The organism is Methylobacterium indicum, assembly GCF_001043895.1.
GTDB lineage: Bacteria > Pseudomonadota > Alphaproteobacteria > Rhizobiales > Beijerinckiaceae > Methylobacterium > Methylobacterium indicum.
Window position 1 is genome coordinate 1 of the sequence record NZ_JTHF01000043.1, and the last position, 14,996, is coordinate 14,996.

At 73.9% G+C, this 14,996-nt stretch carries 18 protein-coding genes; 5 read left to right on the top strand and 13 right to left on the bottom strand.

The annotated features are described in order from the left end of the window. Positions 1-76 precede the first annotated feature (76 nt). A complete protein-coding gene (locus QR78_RS05375; RefSeq protein ID WP_048426479.1) occupies positions 77-2,134 on the top strand; it encodes a M3 family metallopeptidase in 2,058 nt (685 codons plus the stop codon). On the opposite strand, the gene QR78_RS05380 is transcribed toward QR78_RS05375, so the two are convergent. The 3 genes from QR78_RS05380 to QR78_RS05390 are packed head-to-tail and all read right to left on the bottom strand — an operon-like array spanning position 2,123 to position 5,000. Then, a complete protein-coding gene (locus QR78_RS05380; protein WP_048426503.1) occupies positions 2,123-2,857 on the bottom strand; it encodes an ABC transporter permease in 735 nt (244 codons plus the stop codon). The two genes, QR78_RS05375 and QR78_RS05380, sit on opposite strands and share 12 nt — an antisense overlap. 8 nt (positions 2,858-2,865) lie before the next feature. Further along, positions 2,866-4,005: an ABC transporter permease gene (locus QR78_RS05385; RefSeq protein WP_048426480.1), complete on the bottom strand. Its 1,140-nt coding sequence runs from the start codon at positions 4,003-4,005 to the stop codon at positions 2,866-2,868. Between the two features lie 23 nt (positions 4,006-4,028). Then, on the bottom strand, positions 4,029-5,000 hold the full coding sequence (locus tag QR78_RS05390; protein WP_048426481.1) for a glycine betaine ABC transporter substrate-binding protein: 972 nt from the start codon (positions 4,998-5,000) through the stop codon (positions 4,029-4,031). A gap of 239 nt (positions 5,001-5,239) precedes the next feature. Here QR78_RS05390 and QR78_RS05395 point away from each other — a divergent pair, with 239 nt between their 5' ends. Continuing rightward, positions 5,240-5,551: a response regulator gene (locus tag QR78_RS05395; RefSeq protein WP_420865532.1), complete on the top strand. Its 312-nt coding sequence runs from the start codon at positions 5,240-5,242 to the stop codon at positions 5,549-5,551. Positions 5,552-5,808: 257 nt separating this feature from the next. On the opposite strand, the gene QR78_RS05400 is transcribed toward QR78_RS05395, so the two are convergent. Next, entirely contained in the window at positions 5,809-6,555 is a 747-nt protein-coding gene (locus QR78_RS05400) for a glucose 1-dehydrogenase (RefSeq protein WP_048426483.1), read from the bottom strand. Positions 6,556-6,673: 118 nt separating this feature from the next. Here QR78_RS05400 and QR78_RS05405 point away from each other — a divergent pair, with 118 nt between their 5' ends. Continuing rightward, positions 6,674-7,048 carry an ArsR/SmtB family transcription factor gene (locus QR78_RS05405; protein WP_048426484.1) on the top strand — a complete coding sequence of 125 codons (375 nt, stop codon included), beginning with the start codon at positions 6,674-6,676 and terminating at the stop codon, positions 7,046-7,048. Between the two features lie 177 nt (positions 7,049-7,225). Here the strand turns inward: QR78_RS05405 and QR78_RS05410 are convergent, their stop codons facing one another. The 3 genes from QR78_RS05410 to rsmI form a co-directional block, all read right to left on the bottom strand. Continuing rightward, positions 7,226-7,369, bottom strand: a complete 144-nt coding sequence (locus QR78_RS05410) for a hypothetical protein (protein ID WP_162234104.1) — start codon at positions 7,367-7,369, stop codon at positions 7,226-7,228. 161 nt (positions 7,370-7,530) lie between these two features. Further along, entirely contained in the window at positions 7,531-7,914 is a 384-nt protein-coding gene (locus QR78_RS05415; RefSeq protein WP_082171786.1) for a YraN family protein, read from the bottom strand. Next, entirely contained in the window at positions 7,898-8,866 is a 969-nt protein-coding gene (rsmI, locus tag QR78_RS05420; protein WP_048426504.1) for a 16S rRNA (cytidine(1402)-2'-O)-methyltransferase, read from the bottom strand. The genes QR78_RS05415 and rsmI overlap by 17 nt, the downstream gene beginning before the upstream one ends. 160 nt (positions 8,867-9,026) lie before the next feature. Between rsmI and QR78_RS05425 the strand changes: the two genes are divergently transcribed. Next, a complete protein-coding gene (locus QR78_RS05425; protein WP_082171785.1) occupies positions 9,027-10,235 on the top strand; it encodes a penicillin-binding protein activator in 1,209 nt (402 codons plus the stop codon). 28 nt (positions 10,236-10,263) lie between these two features. On the opposite strand, the gene hemW is transcribed toward QR78_RS05425, so the two are convergent. The 3 genes from hemW to yciA all read right to left on the bottom strand — a co-directional run bounded on the left by hemW (position 10,264) and on the right by yciA (position 12,243). Next, on the bottom strand, positions 10,264-11,427 hold the full coding sequence (gene hemW, locus QR78_RS05430) for a radical SAM family heme chaperone HemW (RefSeq protein ID WP_048426487.1): 1,164 nt from the start codon (positions 11,425-11,427) through the stop codon (positions 10,264-10,266). A 64-nt stretch (positions 11,428-11,491) separates the two neighbouring features. After that, positions 11,492-11,809 carry a YkgJ family cysteine cluster protein gene (locus QR78_RS05435; RefSeq protein WP_048426488.1) on the bottom strand — a complete coding sequence of 106 codons (318 nt, stop codon included), beginning with the start codon at positions 11,807-11,809 and terminating at the stop codon, positions 11,492-11,494. Beyond that, a complete protein-coding gene (yciA, locus tag QR78_RS05440; protein ID WP_048426506.1) occupies positions 11,806-12,243 on the bottom strand; it encodes an acyl-CoA thioester hydrolase YciA in 438 nt (145 codons plus the stop codon). The genes QR78_RS05435 and yciA overlap by 4 nt, the downstream gene beginning before the upstream one ends. Before the next feature lie 157 nt (positions 12,244-12,400). Here yciA and QR78_RS05445 point away from each other — a divergent pair, with 157 nt between their 5' ends. After that, on the top strand, positions 12,401-12,769 hold the full coding sequence (locus QR78_RS05445) for a hypothetical protein (protein WP_048426489.1): 369 nt from the start codon (positions 12,401-12,403) through the stop codon (positions 12,767-12,769). Between the two features lie 62 nt (positions 12,770-12,831). Here QR78_RS05445 and QR78_RS05450 read toward each other — a convergent pair whose 3' ends face one another. The 3 genes from QR78_RS05450 to pgsA all read right to left on the bottom strand — a co-directional run bounded on the left by QR78_RS05450 (position 12,832) and on the right by pgsA (position 14,966). Continuing rightward, positions 12,832-13,872: a DUF3616 domain-containing protein gene (locus QR78_RS05450; protein ID WP_048426490.1), complete on the bottom strand. Its 1,041-nt coding sequence runs from the start codon at positions 13,870-13,872 to the stop codon at positions 12,832-12,834. Between the two features lie 232 nt (positions 13,873-14,104). Beyond that, positions 14,105-14,356 (bottom strand): molybdopterin converting factor subunit 1, encoded by a 252-nt coding sequence (gene moaD / locus QR78_RS05455; protein ID WP_048426491.1) that lies wholly within the window; start codon positions 14,354-14,356, stop codon positions 14,105-14,107. A gap of 10 nt (positions 14,357-14,366) precedes the next feature. Then, complete coding sequence (gene pgsA, locus QR78_RS05460) at positions 14,367-14,966, bottom strand: CDP-diacylglycerol--glycerol-3-phosphate 3-phosphatidyltransferase (protein WP_048426492.1); 600 nt, start codon at positions 14,964-14,966, stop codon at positions 14,367-14,369. Between the last annotated feature and the right edge of the window lie 30 nt (positions 14,967-14,996).

The following is a 14,996-nucleotide window of genomic DNA, read 5'->3' on the forward strand; positions in this document are numbered from 1 at the left end:
GGTCGGCGTGTCCCGCCGCGCTTGCGCCCCGCGCCCGAGGGGCTATCGTCGCCCGCCATCTCAGCGAGAGGATCACATGCGCGGCGTCACGGCGGAGCACGAGCCCAACCCCTTCTCCGAGCCGGTCTGGACCACGCCCCACGGGCTGCCGCCCTTCGAGCGCATCGCCCCCGCGCATTACGAGCCGGCCTTCGAGCGGGCGCTTGCCCAGCACGTCGCCGAGATCGAGGCGATCGCCGGCAATCCCGAGCCGCCGGCCTTCGCCAACACGATCGGGGCGCTGGAGCGCTCCGGCGAGGCGCTGCGGCGGGTCTCGGCCACCTTCTTCAACCTGGCCGGCAGCCACACCAACCCGGACCTCCAGGCGGTCGAGCGGGCGGTGGCGCCGCGGCTCGCGCGCCACGGCAGCGCGATCTACCTCAACCCGGACCTGTGGGCGCGGGTCTCGACGGTCGGTGAGGACGGCCTGACGGACGAGGAGAAGCGGGTGCGCGAGCGCTACCGCCTGCGCTTCCGCCGCGCCGGCGCGGAACTCGGCGCCGAGGCCAAGGAGCGGATGGCCGCCATCGCCTCGCGGCTCGCCGAGCTCGGCACGCAGTTCAGCCAGAACCTGCTCGCCGACGAGAGCGGGTTCATGCTGGAACTCGCGGGCGAGGACGATCTGGCCGGCCTGCCGCCCTTCCTGCGCGCCGCGGCCAGCCGGGCCGCCGAGGAGCGCGGGCTTGCCGGCTCGCACGTCGTCACCCTGTCGCGCTCGCTGATCGAGCCGTTCCTGGTCTTCTCGACCCGGCGCGACTTGCGCGAGCGCGCCTACGGCGCCTGGATCCGCCGCGGCGAGAACGGCGGCGAGACCGACAACCGGGCGATCATCACCGAGACCCTGCGCCTGCGGGCCGAGCGGGCGCGCCTGCTGGGCTACCCGAGCTACGCCGCCTTCCGCCTCGACGACACCATGGCGGGCAGCGCCGAGGCGGCGGTCGGGCTCCTGGAGGAGGTCTGGGCCCCGGCCCGCCGCCGGGCCGAGGCCGAGCGCGACCGGCTCCAGGCCCTCGCGCACGAGGACGGCCAGACGGCCGCCCTGGCGCCCTGGGACTGGCGTCACTACGCCGAGCGCCTGCGCCGGCGCGAACACGCCCTCGACGAGGGCGAGATCAAGCCGTACCTGCCCCTCGAGGGCATGATCCAGGCCGCCTTCGACACCGCGCACCGGCTGTTCGGCCTCTCCTTCACCGAACTCGCGGAGGTGCCGCGCTACCATCCGGAGGTGCGGGCCTGGGAGGTTGCCGACCGGGACGGCACGGTGATCGGCCTCTTCCTCGGCGATTACTTCGCGCGGGCCAGCAAGCGCTCGGGCGCCTGGATGAGCGGCTTCCGCTCGCAGGAGCGTCTGACCGGGCCGGTCACGCCGATCATCGTCAACGTCATGAACTTCGCCAAGGGCGGCGAGGGCGAGCCGGCGCTCCTGTCCTTCGACGACGCCCGCACGCTGTTCCACGAGTTCGGCCACGCCCTGCACGGGCTCCTGTCGAACGTGACCTATCCGATCCTCGCCGGCACCGCGGTGGCGGGCGACTTCGTCGAGCTGCCCTCGCAGCTCTACGAGCACTGGCTGGAGCAGCCCGAGGTGCTGCGGACCCATGCCCGCCACTACCGCACGGGCGAGCCGATGCCCGAGGACCTGCTGGCCCGGCTGCTCGCCGCCCGCACCTTCAACCAGGGCTTCGCCACGGTGGAGTACACGGCGTCCGCCATCGTCGACCTCGACCTGCACCTCTCCCCGGAGGCCGAGGGCGGCATCGACCCGCTCGCCTTCGAGGCGCAGTCCCTGCGCCGCATCGGCATGCCGGCCGAGATCGCGATGCGCCACCGCACGCCGCATTTCCAGCACGTCTTCGCCGGCGAGGGCTACGCGTCCGGCTACTACAGCTACCTGTGGTCCGAGGTGCTGGACGCCGACGCCTTCGACGCCTTCCGGGAGGCGGGCGACATCTTCGACCCTGCCACCGCCGAGCGCCTGCGCACCTACGTGTACGGCGCCGGCAACCTGCGCGACGCCCGCAGCGCCTACACGGCCTTCCGCGGCCGGCTGCCGAGCACCGGGCCGCTGCTGCGCAAGCGCGGCCTAGCGGCGTAGCCGCCGGCCGAGGCCCGACGCGGCGGCGAGCCAGGCCGCGTCGGCCAGGAAGGCGAGCGAGGCCGCCGCCGCCGCGCCCTGGACCAGCGCCAGGGTGTTCTGGGTCTGGAGGCCGACGACGATCGGGGTGCCGAGGGTCTGGGCGCCGGCGAGCGCGCCTACCGCCGCGGTGGCGACCGCCAGGACCAGCACCACCCGCAGGGCCTCGAGGATCGGCCCGGCGGCGAGGGGCAGCTCGACCCGCAGGAGGGTCTGCGTCGGGGTGAGCCCCATCGCGGTCGCGGCCGCGCGCACGTCCTCCGGCACGGTGGCGAGCGCCCCGGCGGTGCCGCGCATCACCGGCATCAGCCCGTAGGCGGTGAGCGCCAGCAGGATCGGCGGCGCGCCGAAGCCGAGGACCGGCAGGGCGAGGGCCACCACCACCACCGGCGGCGCGGCCTGGGCGGCCGCCGCCAGGGTGTCGAGGGCACCCCGCACGGACGCGCCCGCCGCCCGCGTCGCCAGGATGCCGAGGACGAGACCGGCCCCGCCCGCGAGCAGGAAGCCGCCGAGCGCCAGGGCGAGGTGGTGGCGCGCGAGCCAGGCGAGGCGCCCAGCCGGCACCGGCGTGCCGGTTTGCATCCCGAGCAGGCGCACGAGGGGACCGGCGACCTCGGGCAGGCTCAACCCCGCCAGGACGAGGCCGAGCGCCAGCGGCGCGGCGCACCGGGGCAGGCGTTTCATCGCGCGGTTCATGCGGCCTCCCGATTCGTCAGGAGCGCGAGCCCGGCATCGACCGCGAGCGCCAGCCCGATCACCGGCAGCGCGCCGAGCAGGATCAGGTCCTGGGCGAACTGCGCCATGCCCTCGAACACCACCGCCCCGAGCCCGCCGGCTCCGACGAGGCCGCCGAGGGTGGCGAGCCCCACGCTCTGCACCGCCGCGACCCGCAGGGCCCCGGCGATCACGGGTGCGCCGAGCGGCAGCCGCACCCGCAGCAGGGTCGCGCTGGGGGTGAGGCCCATCGCCCGGGCGGCGTGGAGCACCGCCGGGTCCGCCGCGGCGAGGCCGGCGGCGAGGCCCCGCACCAGCGGCAGGCAGAGATAGGCGGCGGTGCCGATCACCGCCGGCACCGGCCCGATGGCCGCCAGGCCGAGTCCCCGCAGGGCCGGCACGAGGGCGAGCAGCCCGGACAGGCCCGCCACCAGGGCGGCGAAGAGTGCGAGCGCCGGCACGACCTGCACGCCGTTGAGGAGACCGTCGACGAGGCGCGAGGCCGGTCCGTCGCGCAGGCGCAGGATCGCGAGCGGCACCGAGACCGCGAGCGCGAGGAGGAGCGCGGCCCCGGCGAGCCCGAGATGCTGGAGGAAAGCCGCGTTCACCGCGCCCGCCCGCGCCCGATACTCGACCGTGAGCGAGAGCGAATCGAGGAGGCCGCCCCCCGCGGCGAGCGCCAGGAATCCGAGGAGGAGCGAGGCGGCGACGAGGCCGCCCCAGCGTGGGAAGACGGCCCGGGCCGCCGCGGCCGTGAGCCCGGCCAGGGCGAGGCCGCCGAGCCAGGCGCCCGAGCCGAGGACCGCGCGGGCCGCCGCCGGCTTGCCGGCGAGGAGCCCGGCGGCGCCCTGGCCGGTGGCGAGCACCAGCCCGCACCAGGCCGCGAGCGCCGCCGCGAGGGCGAGGCGGCTCGTCCGGGCGGAGGCGGGAGCGGCAAGGAGAAGGGCCGCGACGAGCGCCAGGAGCCCGAGGCCGAGACCGGGCAACCCGATGCCGACGGGCGCGCCGGGCACGAGGCGATTCGGCGCGAGCGTGAGGACGGGCAGGGCGACGAGCGCCGCGACGGCGAGGCCGGCGGCCGCGAGGGGCAGCGCCCGAGACGCCGTGAGCGAAGACATCGGACGTGGAGGCATCAGACGCGTCATGGCGCGACGGAGCCGAGGTAGCGGCGGGCGACGGCTTCCGGCGTGTCGCCGTCCACCGCCACCTGCGCGTTGAGCCGGCGCAGCGTCGCGAGGTCGAGGCCGGAAAAGAGCCGGTCGAGGGCGGGCGCCATCGCGGGGTGGCGCGCCAGCACCTCCGTGCGGACGAGGGGCGCCGGCTCGTAGACGATCTGCGCCCCCAGGGGATCGCTCATCACCACCACGTCGAGGGCCGCGATCACCCCGTCGGTGCCGTAGACCATGCCGGCATTGACCCCGCTGATCCCTTGCGCGGCGGCCCGCAGGGTGACGGCGGTGTCGCCACCCGGCAGCATCACGATCCGCTCCCGCGGCAGGGCGAAATCGTAGGCGCGCTCGAAGGAGGGCAGGGCGGCCGGGCTCTCGACGAACTCCGCCGAGGCGCAGAGGTCGATCAGGCCGCGGCGGACCGCACCGGCGAAATCGGCCATCGTGCGCAGGTTCTCGGCCCGGGCGAGCTTGCCCGACACGGCGATCTGCCAGGTGTTGTTGGCGCGGGCGGGCGTGAGCCAGGTCAGGCCGTTCGGTTCGTCGAAGCGCCGCGCCGCGGCGAGCGCGGTCTCGGCCCGGCGCCAGACCGGGTCCGCGTCGGTGCCGGAGAAGAAGGCGGCGTTGCCGGTATACTCGGGATAGGCATCGATCTCGCCCGCGGCGAGGGCGGTGCGCACGATACGGGTCGGGCCGAGCTGGAGCCGAGGGGTCACCGGCACGCCGAGGCGCCGAAGACTCATCACGATCATCTGTCCGAGGAGCGCTCCCTCGCCGTCGATCTTCGAGGCGACGACGACCGGCCGCCCCGTCGAGCCGAGGGCCGGAGCGGCCGCCCCCGAGACGAGACCCGCCACCGCACCCGCCAGAACCCGGCGTCGATTCAAGGGGCGCGGCGGGCCGGATTGCCGCTGCATCGCGCCCCAGGCGGCTACGCTTGACATGACTGCCTTTCCGGGCGACGGCTCACCGGCGCAGGTGACGTCTGCCGGCGCGGACTCGCACGGGCTGCGGGCGATGGGAACCCCCGACGGCTTGGCGGCTACCGCCGCCGCGGGAACGGGTCGATCGGGCCTCGATACGGGGCGATGAGGGAAAGACATCCGGCGTGGGCACGGAAACAAGCGAAGACCTCCTGAACGGTGCCCGCGTCCTCGTCGTCGAGGACGAAGCGGCGATCTCGATGCTCCTGGAGGACATGCTGCTCGATTTCGGCTGCGAGGTCGTGGGTCCGGCGGCCCGGCTGAGCAAGGCACTCGAGATGGCCGAGAGCGAGAGCTTCGTGGTCGCGATCCTCGACGTCAACGTCGCCGGCGAGCCGATCTATCCCGTCGCCGAGGCGATCGTGCGCCGCGGCCTGCCGCTGATCTTCTCCACGGGCTATGGCGGGGCGGGCATCCGCGAACCGTTCCGGGACCGTCCCGTGGTGCAGAAGCCGTTCAGCCAGCAGGATCTCAAGCGCACCCTGATCGCCGCGATCGCGGCGGCGAACTGAAGGATACGCGCCCGGAGACCGGGCGCGACCGTCTGGTTTCGGACAGTAAAGGCGCGTTGATCGACGATCGGCGCAAGTTTAATCATCGGGCACGACAGTCGCGACATCTGGCCGCGCCGGGTCGGGCAGCACTCATTGCGGCGCCGTTCGCGTCCTCGCTACCGCGAACCGTCCGGGAACGGCACGAGCCTCGTCCCTGCGCGCGCCCCTTTCGGCAGCGCGCGCAAGCACCGGTCCCTCATGCACCGACCTCGATGTCAGCGAATGCCGCCGCTGGCGGTGATTACCTCGCCGGTGAGCCAGCGGGCGTCGTCGGATGCGAGGAACGCCACCACACCGGCGATGTCGTCCGGCTGACCGGCGCGGCCGAGAGGCGTCTGCGCGACGAGACCGGCTTCCATGTCCGACCCGACGACCCCGGCCGTGTGCGTGCCCTCGGTCACGACGAAGCCCGGGCTGACCACGTTCACCCGGATCTTGCGGGGGGCCAGCTCGTTGGCGAGCACGCCCGAGATCGCGTTCACCGCCCCCTTGGTCCCCGCATAGACCGCCGCCATCGGCGTGTGCACGTGGGTGATGGCCGAGGAGATGTTCACGATGCTGCCGCCCTCGCCGAGGTGCCTCGCGGCGGCCTGCGTGGTCAGCAGAAGCCCCAGCACGTTGACGTCGAACTGGCGCCGGTAATGGTCCTCGCTCAGGTCGTCGATCGCGGCGAATTCGTAGACGCCCGAATTGTTCACCAGCACGTCGAGCCGGCCGAACTCCGTGACGGCGGCGTCGATCAAGGCCCGGGCCTCCGACGCCCTGGTCACGTCGCCCCGAACCGCGACGGCCCTGCCACCGGCCGACACGATCGCCGCGACGACGGCGTCGGCTCCCGCGCGGCTCGACGCGTAGTTCACCACCACGGCCGCACCCTCCCTCGCCAGGGCCTTGGCGATGCCGGCACCGATGCCCTTCGACGCGCCGGTCACGACGGCGACCTTGCCCTCGAGCTTCGACATGTGCGTGTTTCCCCGAACCGGGCACGCTCCGGGAGCGGAGCGCTTGTCCCATAGTTCGGAATTTCGGAACTATTGGACCGGAGTTCAAGGCCCCATCGGGATCCTGTATGGGGGAGCGATGCGACCCCTGTTCCACCCCACCATCGAGGACGTGCGGCCCGAGGCGATCCTGCACGCGCTGGCCGATCCCGACAGAGCGGCGATCTTCGCCGGGATCATGCGGAGCGGCTGCGTGGAAGCCTGTTCGGCCCTCTCGGCGATCGGGGATCGGGTGATCCCGAAATCGTCCCTGTCCAACCACGTCAAGGTGCTGCGCGAGGCCGGGTTGATCCGCAGCGAGCGCCACGGCGTCGAGATGCGCAACCAGGCCCGCTGGGCCGAGGTGGAGGCCCGGTTCCCCGGTCTGCTGGTCGGGATCATCAACGCCTATGCGTCCGACCTCGGCGGGAGGCCGCAAGCCCGCGAGCCGATCGAGCCGGGCTCGCGGGACTGACGGAATCGAACCGGCTAGGAGAGCCTGCTCTCGAGCCGCATATGCACCCAGTGTCTTATCCCTTCCCGCCTGTGCATCGCTACGTCGAGGCAAAGGCGTCCGGTGCATCGGTGCCGACGCCCGTTCGGGCTTGCCTTGCGCCTCCGAACGGATCCGTTCGAAGGCGCGGCGGTATGATCAGGCGCTGCGCGCGTCGTGGGGCGTCCCGCTCGCGCGCCGCTCCGCGGGTCGGCGCAGGTCGGCGGTCTCCTGCGCCTCGACCCGGCGCTTGAATGCCCCCCAGGCCATCAGCGTGCAGCCGCAGCGGTCGCATTGGATCATCGCGTCGTCCGTGAGGGCAGCCGGCAGACGGACCGCCGGCGAACCGCACGACTCGCATCCGAACCCGCTGCGCATCTCGCTCACCCCGTTCCCATTCAGGTCGCACCGACAAGCTTAGGCATGCTGCGCTGCACGCAAGATGAACGGGATGCGTCTAACCGCTACGAATCCAGCTCGAAGGCGGAGACGACGTGGCGGGGCCAGCGCCCGGGTGCGACGAAGACCGCGTCGGCCCGGAGCGTCAGGCCCGCGCTCCAGGGCGCGCGGGCGATCCAGGCCCGGGCGGCGCGGGACACGAGGCGGCGCTTGCGCGCGTCGATCGCGACCTGGGCCGCCGCCAGGGTCGGCCGGGCCTTGACCTCGACGAAGGCGACGACGCTGCCGCGGCGCACGATCAGGTCGATCTCGCCGCCGCCGAGCGACACGCGCCAGGCGAGCGGCCGGTAGCCTTTGAGGAGGAGGGCGAGCGCCGCGAGAAGCTCGGCCCGCCGACCCCGGGCGAGGTGGAGCCGGCGCCGGGCCGCCGCGTCAGGCCTCGCCGGCATCGTCGCCGCGGCGGGCCAGCACCAGGGCGCGGGCATAGACCTCGCGCCGCTTCAGGCCGGTCTCGTCGGCGACGAGGCTGGCGGCGTCCTTGATCGAGTGACGGGCGAGCGCCGCCTCGATCCGGGCATCGAGGTCGGCGTCGTGCTCGGGCCCGGGCGCGTCCTCGGGCGCGGTGCCGATCACCACCACCACCTCGCCCTTCGGCGGGCCGGCGGCGGCGTATTCGTCGGCGAGCGCGGACAGCGCGCCCCGGCGCACGGTCTCGAACAGCTTGGTCAACTCGCGCGCCACCGCCGCCGGGCGGGTGCCGCCCAGCACCTCGGCGGCGTCCGTCAGCATCTCGGGCAGGCGGTGGGGCGCCTCGAACAGCACCAGCGTGCCGGGGATGGCGGCGAGCGCCGCGAGGCGGTTGCGCCGGGCGCCGCTCTTCTGCGGCAAAAACCCCTCGAAGAAGAACCGGTCGGTCGGCAGGCCCGCGGCGACCAGCGCCGTGATGGCGGCCGAGGGCCCGGGGATCGGGGTCACGGCGAGCCCCGCCGCGATCGCCGCCTGAACCAGCTTGAAGCCGGGATCGGAGACCAGCGGCGTGCCGGCATCCGAGACCAGCGCCAGGGCCTCGCCGCCCTGCATCCGGGCGATCATCCGGTCGCGCACGCCCTCGCCCGAATGCTCGTGATAGGCGACGAGCGGCGTGGTGATGCCGTAATGGGCGAGCAGCGTGCGGGTGACGCGGGTATCCTCGGCCAGCACCGCGTCGGCGGCGGCGAGCGTCGCGAGGGCCCGGAAGCTCACATCCTTCAGGTTGCCGATCGGCGTCGCCACGACGTGCAGGCCGGGGGGCAGGGGCTCGGCCTCTGCCGCGAGGCCGAAGGCGGTGTAGACGGCCGGGCCCCGGCCGGTGGCGGACCGGTCCGGAGACCGGCGGCGGGAATCGTCGCTGCGCTGGGTCATCGCGCGCGACACTGCCACGGCTTCCCGTCCTCGCGCCATGGCGGCGTGGACGGGAGCGGTCGTTTACTTTTCGTCGGCAGACTTTATGCACCGGGCACATCTGTTGCCGAATCGTTGCGCGCGGGGCGCGGCGTGGCGGCCGGACCGGGGAGAGCGGGCGATGGGGGGCATCGGCCTCGACACTCTGAGGCGTTTCGGATGCAGCGGCGTTCTGCTCGCCGGCCTGCTCGCGCTCGGAGCCTGCGGCGGGGTCGACAGCCCGGTCGTCGCCACCCGCACGGCCCCGCCGGAGGCCCCGGCGGCGCCTCCCGGCGAGCCGGCGACGCTCGGTACCGGCAGCGTCAAGGTGGCGCTGATCCTGCCGCTGTCGGGGCCCGGGGCCGCGGTCGGCGCGAGCCTGCGCAACGCCGCCGATCTGGCGCTCCAGGAATCCCAGAGCCCGGATCTCAAGCTCCTGGTGAAGGACGACCGCGGCACGCCGGACGGCGCCCGCGAGGCGGCGGCCGCAGCCCTCGCCGAGGGCGCGGAGCTCGTCATCGGACCGCTCTTCGCCGCGACCGTGCAATCCGCCGCCACCACGGCGCGGCCCGCCGGCAAGCCGGTCATCGCCTTCTCGACCGATGCCAGCGTGGCGGCGCGCGGCGTCTACCTGCTCAGCTTCCTGCCCCAGCCCGAGGTCGACCGGATCATCGACGAGACCACGCAAGGCGGCCGGCGCTCCTTCGTGGCCCTGATCCCGGAGACGACCTATGGCAACGCCGTCGAGGCGCAGTTCCGCGAGGCGGTGGCGCGCCGCGGCGGCCGCGTCGTCGCGATCGAGCGCTACCCCGCCGGCAACCCGGCGGCGGCGATCGGGCGGCTCGCGCCTCTGATGACCGGGCCGGCGCCGCAGGCCGACGCGCTGTTCCTGCCCGACACGCCGGACGGCCTGTCCGCCGCCGGGGCGGCGCTCACCCGTGCCGGCTTCAACCCGGCCCGGGTCAGGCCGGTCGGCACCGCGGTGTGGAACGACCCGCGGGTCTTCGCCTTGCCGGCCTTCCAGGGCGGGTGGTTCGCCGCTGCCGACCCGGCGGGCTTCACCGGGTTCAGCCAGCGCTACCGGGCCCGGTTCGGCGCCGACCCGGTGCGGGTCGCGACGCTCGCCTACGATGCGGTGTCGCTCGCCGCGGCGCTCAACCGGCAATACGGATCGCAGCGCTTCGCCGACACGACGCTCACCAATCCCTCGGGCTTCGCCGGGATCGACGGCACCTTCCGGTTCCGCCCGGAGGGCACCAGCGACCGGACCCTCGCGGTGTTCGAGATCCGGGGCGGCGGCACCACGGTCGTCAGCCCGGCTCCCCGGGCCCTCGGACCCTCCGGGATGTAGATCCCCGGATCGGCGGTTCTCGCGGACGTCAGGCCGCCAGCTCGGCCACCACGGCGTTGAGCACCGGCGCGCCTTTCGGCGTCGCGGCGAGCCGGCCCTCGCCGGTGCGCGCGACGAGTCCGGCCCCGACCAGCCCGGCGACGCGCTCCGGATCGAGGGGCCGGCCGGCGAGCGCGGCGTAGCGGGCGGGGTCGATTCCCTCGCGCAGGCGCAGGCCCATCATCAGGAACTCGTCGGCCTGGTCGCCGGGGCTCAGCGCCTCGGTCTCGAGGAGGCCGTGGCCCTCGCCCTCGGCCCGGGCGAGCCAGGCCTCCGGGTTGCGCTCGGTCGAGGTGCCGATGCGGCCCCCGGGCAGGACGAGGCGGCCATGGGCGCCAGGGCCGATGCCGGCATACTCGCCGTAGCGCCAGTAGAGCAGGTTGTGGCGCGATTCGGCGCCGGGGCGGGCGTGGTTCGAGATCTCGTAGGCCGGCAGGCCGGCGCTCGCGCAGACCTCCTGGGTCACGTCGTAGAGGATCCGCGCCGTGTCGTCGTCCGGCACGGTGAGCTTGCCGGCGGCGGCGAGCCCGTAGAACGGCGTCCCCTCCTCGATGGTCAGCTGGTAGAGCGAGAGGTGCTCGGCCGCCCGGGCGATCGCCTCGCGCAGCTCGGCGGCCCAGGCCTGCGGCGTCTGGCCCGGCCGGGCGTAGATCAGGTCGAAGGAATAGCGCTCGAAATGCGCGGCGGCGGTCTCGACCGCCCGCATCGCCTCGGCGGTGCTGTGCAGGCGCCCGAGCGTCTTCAGGGAGGCGTCGTCGAGGGCCTGGACGCCGAGCGACACCCGGTTGACCCCCGCCGCCCGGTAGCCGCGGAAGCGCTCCGCCTCGACGCTGGTGGGATTGGCCTCGAGCGTCACCTCGACGTCGGGCGCTACGCGCCAGGCGCCCGCGACCGCGTCGAGGAGTGCCCCCACCGTCTCGGGCTCCATCAGCGAGGGAGTGCCGCCGCCGAGGAAGATGCTGGTGACGGTGCGGCCCGGCACGAGGGCGGCCGCATGGGCGATCTCGCGCGCGAAGGCGGCGCGCCACCGCGCCTGGTCGAGGCGCGTGTGGCGGACATGGCTGTTGAAGTCGCAATACGGGCACTTCGCGGCGCAGAAGGGCCAGTGCAGGTAGACCCCGAAGCCGACGTCCCGGGTCGGATGTTCGATCATCCGGCGGATGTGCCGACCTTGGGGCCGCGGCGCAAGGGGCGGAATGCTCGCAGAAGTCCCCTCGTTACACCGGCAGGCCGTGATGCCGCCGGGCGATCAGGCATTCCGGGTCGCCGGGCTCGCAGGTGCGGCAGACCTCGGGCCGCACCGCGTAGACCTTGCAGGCCACCGCCTCGCCGATCCGGCCCTCCAGCGCGCTGCACCGGTCGCCCTCGCAGCGCATCCGCCCCGCCGGGTCGTCGACGTAGACCTCCGGGATGCGCGCGAGATCGGCATCGTCCTCGGTGCTGAAGCGCGGCCACTCCGCCGAATAGGCGCAGCAGGCGCCGCAGGACTGGCAGGCAAAGCCGGCCGGATCGGCCGGATCGGCAACGAGGCTCACGGGGACAGGCCCGGGGCGGCCGGCGGGATCGGGCGCGGGCGGCCCTCGTCGTCGATCGCCACGAAGGTGAACACGCCGACCGTGACCTTCTCGCGAACCTGGGTGCGGAAGCGCCGGGCCCAGGCCTCGATCTGGATCCGCATCGAGGTGCGGCCGGTGCCGACGACCTGGGTGTAGACGCAGAGCACGTCGCCGACCCGGACCGGGCGCAGGAAGGTCATGCCGTCGACCGCCACCGTGACGACGCGGCCCTGCGCCCGCTCCACCCCGGCGATGCCGCCGGCCTGGTCCATCTGCGACATCACCCAGCCGCCGAAGATGTCGCCGTTGGCGTTGGTGTCGGCCGGCATCGCGATGGTCCGCACGGTGAGGTCGCCCTGCGGCCGCGCCGCCGCCGGGTCCGCGGTGTCGTCGCCCGTCTTCACCTCGTCCATCTTGGCCATGCTGCCCCCCTGGTGTCCGGGGCGAGCATAGGGCATCGAGGCGCCGGAGCGCGAGCGCCGCGAATCGCCGACGAGCCCCGCGGTTTCATCCCCGGGCGAACGGACCTAGATTCCTGCGCCACGCCATCGATCAGCCGGAGGACGCATCATGATCCAGGGCCACCCCACCAGCGGTGCCGAAGCCGACCGCGACTGCCCGGTCCCGCTCGCGACCCTCGGGGAGATCTACCGGGCCGAACCGGAGGACCTGCCGGACCTCCTCGACGCCCTGCCGGTAGAGACCCGCGCCAAGCTCGCGGGCTACCTCTACGCCAAGAGCCACACCCACAAGCTCGGCCTCGTGGTCGCCCGCACCTGCGGCAAGGACGATCTGACGAAGGCGCTGGGCGAGATCGGCGCCGTGGTCCACGGCCAGGCCCACCTGCCGCCGCCCAAGCCCGTCCAGGCCGCCCCGGCGGCGCCCCAGGCGCGCAAGATCAGCCTCGGCGGCTCGGGCTCGAAGCGCAGCTTCGACTGAGGGTCCGACCGGCCCGCGGCGTCGGCGGTCATCGACCGTCGGCGCCCGGGGGCATGGTGGCCTCACCGCAGCTCCAGCATCAGGCTCCTGAAGCGCTTCCCGTCCTTCGACTCCTCGCAGGGCTTGCCGTCGGAGCCCAGCGCCTCGCCGTCGTCGCTCAGCACCTGCACCCGGTCGCCGGCCGGGCTGACCAGCAGGCCCTCGGGCTGGAAATCCGGGATCGCCGCGAAGGCCGCGGCGGCGCCCTCGACCCGGACCGGCCGGTCCCCGGGCGCGCCCGACCAGCGGTAGAGGTCGAACGGCTCGCCGCCGCCGCCGGCCCCGCCGGCCAGCACGAGATAGGCCTTGGCTTGCGGCGCGTAGGCGATGTCGCGGATGCCGCGTCCCTTCAGGTCGAGGGCGATCGGGGTGCCGAGCCGCGGGGCGGCGCCGGCGATCGCCTCGGCCGGGTTCTCCAGCGGCACCAGGAGGGCGTTCGCGTCGGTGTCGAGGGGGTTGCGCAGGCCGAGCCAGAGCGACTTTTCATCCGGTCGCGGCGCCATCCCCTCGATGTTGAAGCCCTTGCGCTTGGGGTCGAGGTCGTCGCGCGCCGGCACGTCGAGGCCGATCCGCGCCGCTAGCAGCGGCGACAGGGCGGCGAGGGCCTGCGGCAAGGCGCGGATGGCGGCGCCCGTCGGGGCGAGCGCGGGCGGACCGGCCCCGTCCGTCACCGTCACGGCGGCGAGGCGCCCGCGGCCGGGGCTCTGCTTGCCGCCGTGCCGGCGGCTGTGCGAGCCGAGCACGTAGAGGTCCGGGCCGAGCCAGGTCGCGGATTCGAGGTCGGCCTTGCCGTCCTTCTCGCCGAGGCCGAGATGTCCCGCCAGATCGGCGCCGCCGAGGGGCAGGGCCTCGCCGCTTGCACCGGACCGGTAGAGCCGCAACACGGTCGATTCGTCGTCGACCACCAGGAACCGGTCGCCGAAGCTGCCGCGCGGATAGGGCGCCGCGCCCGATGCCTCGCACAGCCCGCGATGCTCCAGCAGCGGACCGACCGTCACCGGCTCGGCCGCGGCGGCGGTGAGCGACGAGACCAGGATCGCGAGGAGCGGCAGGGGGCGGATCATCACGGGTCTCTCGAATCCTCTTGAATGCCGCGGCCGGATCAGCGCTCCGATCGACAATTTTCAGAGTCATCCCGGGGCCGCGTAGCGGAGCCCGGGATCCAGAACCGCAGGCCTGTCGGACGGATGCGGGACGCGATTCGCCTCGTCCTGCAGGCTCCGCGGCCCCGGGTTGACCCGGAGGATCGGAGGATCGTCGCGCGCGGTGAACAACGTCCCGCGGAGCGGATCCGCCTCACCCCCCGGTCATCGGCGGGAAGAACGCCACCTCGGCGGCCCCGACGAGCGGCGTCTCGGGCTTGGCGTGGACCCGGTCGACGGCGGCGCGCACCACGCCCTCGGTCTCGAAGGCGTAGGCGTATTCCTCGCCGCGGCCCTTCAGGAAGGCGACGAGGTCGGCGACGGTCGCGACCTCGGCCGGCAGGTCGAGGGTTTCCTCGGGGCGGCCGATCCGCTCGCGGACCCAGGCGAAGTAGACGACCTTCATGGGGTATCGCTCATCTCTCGTCGTCGATGACGTGGCGGATGCCGGAGCGCATGTAGTCGTAGCCGGTATAGAGCGTCAGCGCGGCGGCGAGCCACAGCAGCACGAGGCCGAGCGTGCCGTTGCCCGGCAGCACCCGCTCGCCGGCCGGGCCGGCGATCAGCACGCCGAGCGCCACGAGCTGCACGGCGGTCTTCCACTTGGCGACCCGGCTCACCGGCACGCCGACCTTCAGCTCGGCGAGGTACTCGCGCAGGCCCGAGACCAGGATCTCCCGGCACAGGATCACGATGGCGGCCCAGAGCGACCAGCCGCGGATCGTGCCGTCGGCGCAGAGCATCAGCAGGCTCGCGGCGACGAGGAGCTTGTCGGCGATCGGGTCGAGCATCCGCCCGAGCGCCGAGCTCTGGGAATAGGTGCGGGCGACGTAGCCGTCGAGATAGTCGGTGATCGCGGCCGCCACGAAGACCGCGACGGCGATCCACCGGGCGGTGTCGTCCTGGGGCCAGAACAGCAGCGCCACCACCACCGGAACCGCGACCAGACGGCCGTAGGTCAGCATGTTGGCGAGGTTCAGGGCCGTCGAGCGGCGCCGGGGCAGGACCACGTTCATCGCCTTCGGTGAAACCACGCGGGGGGAGGG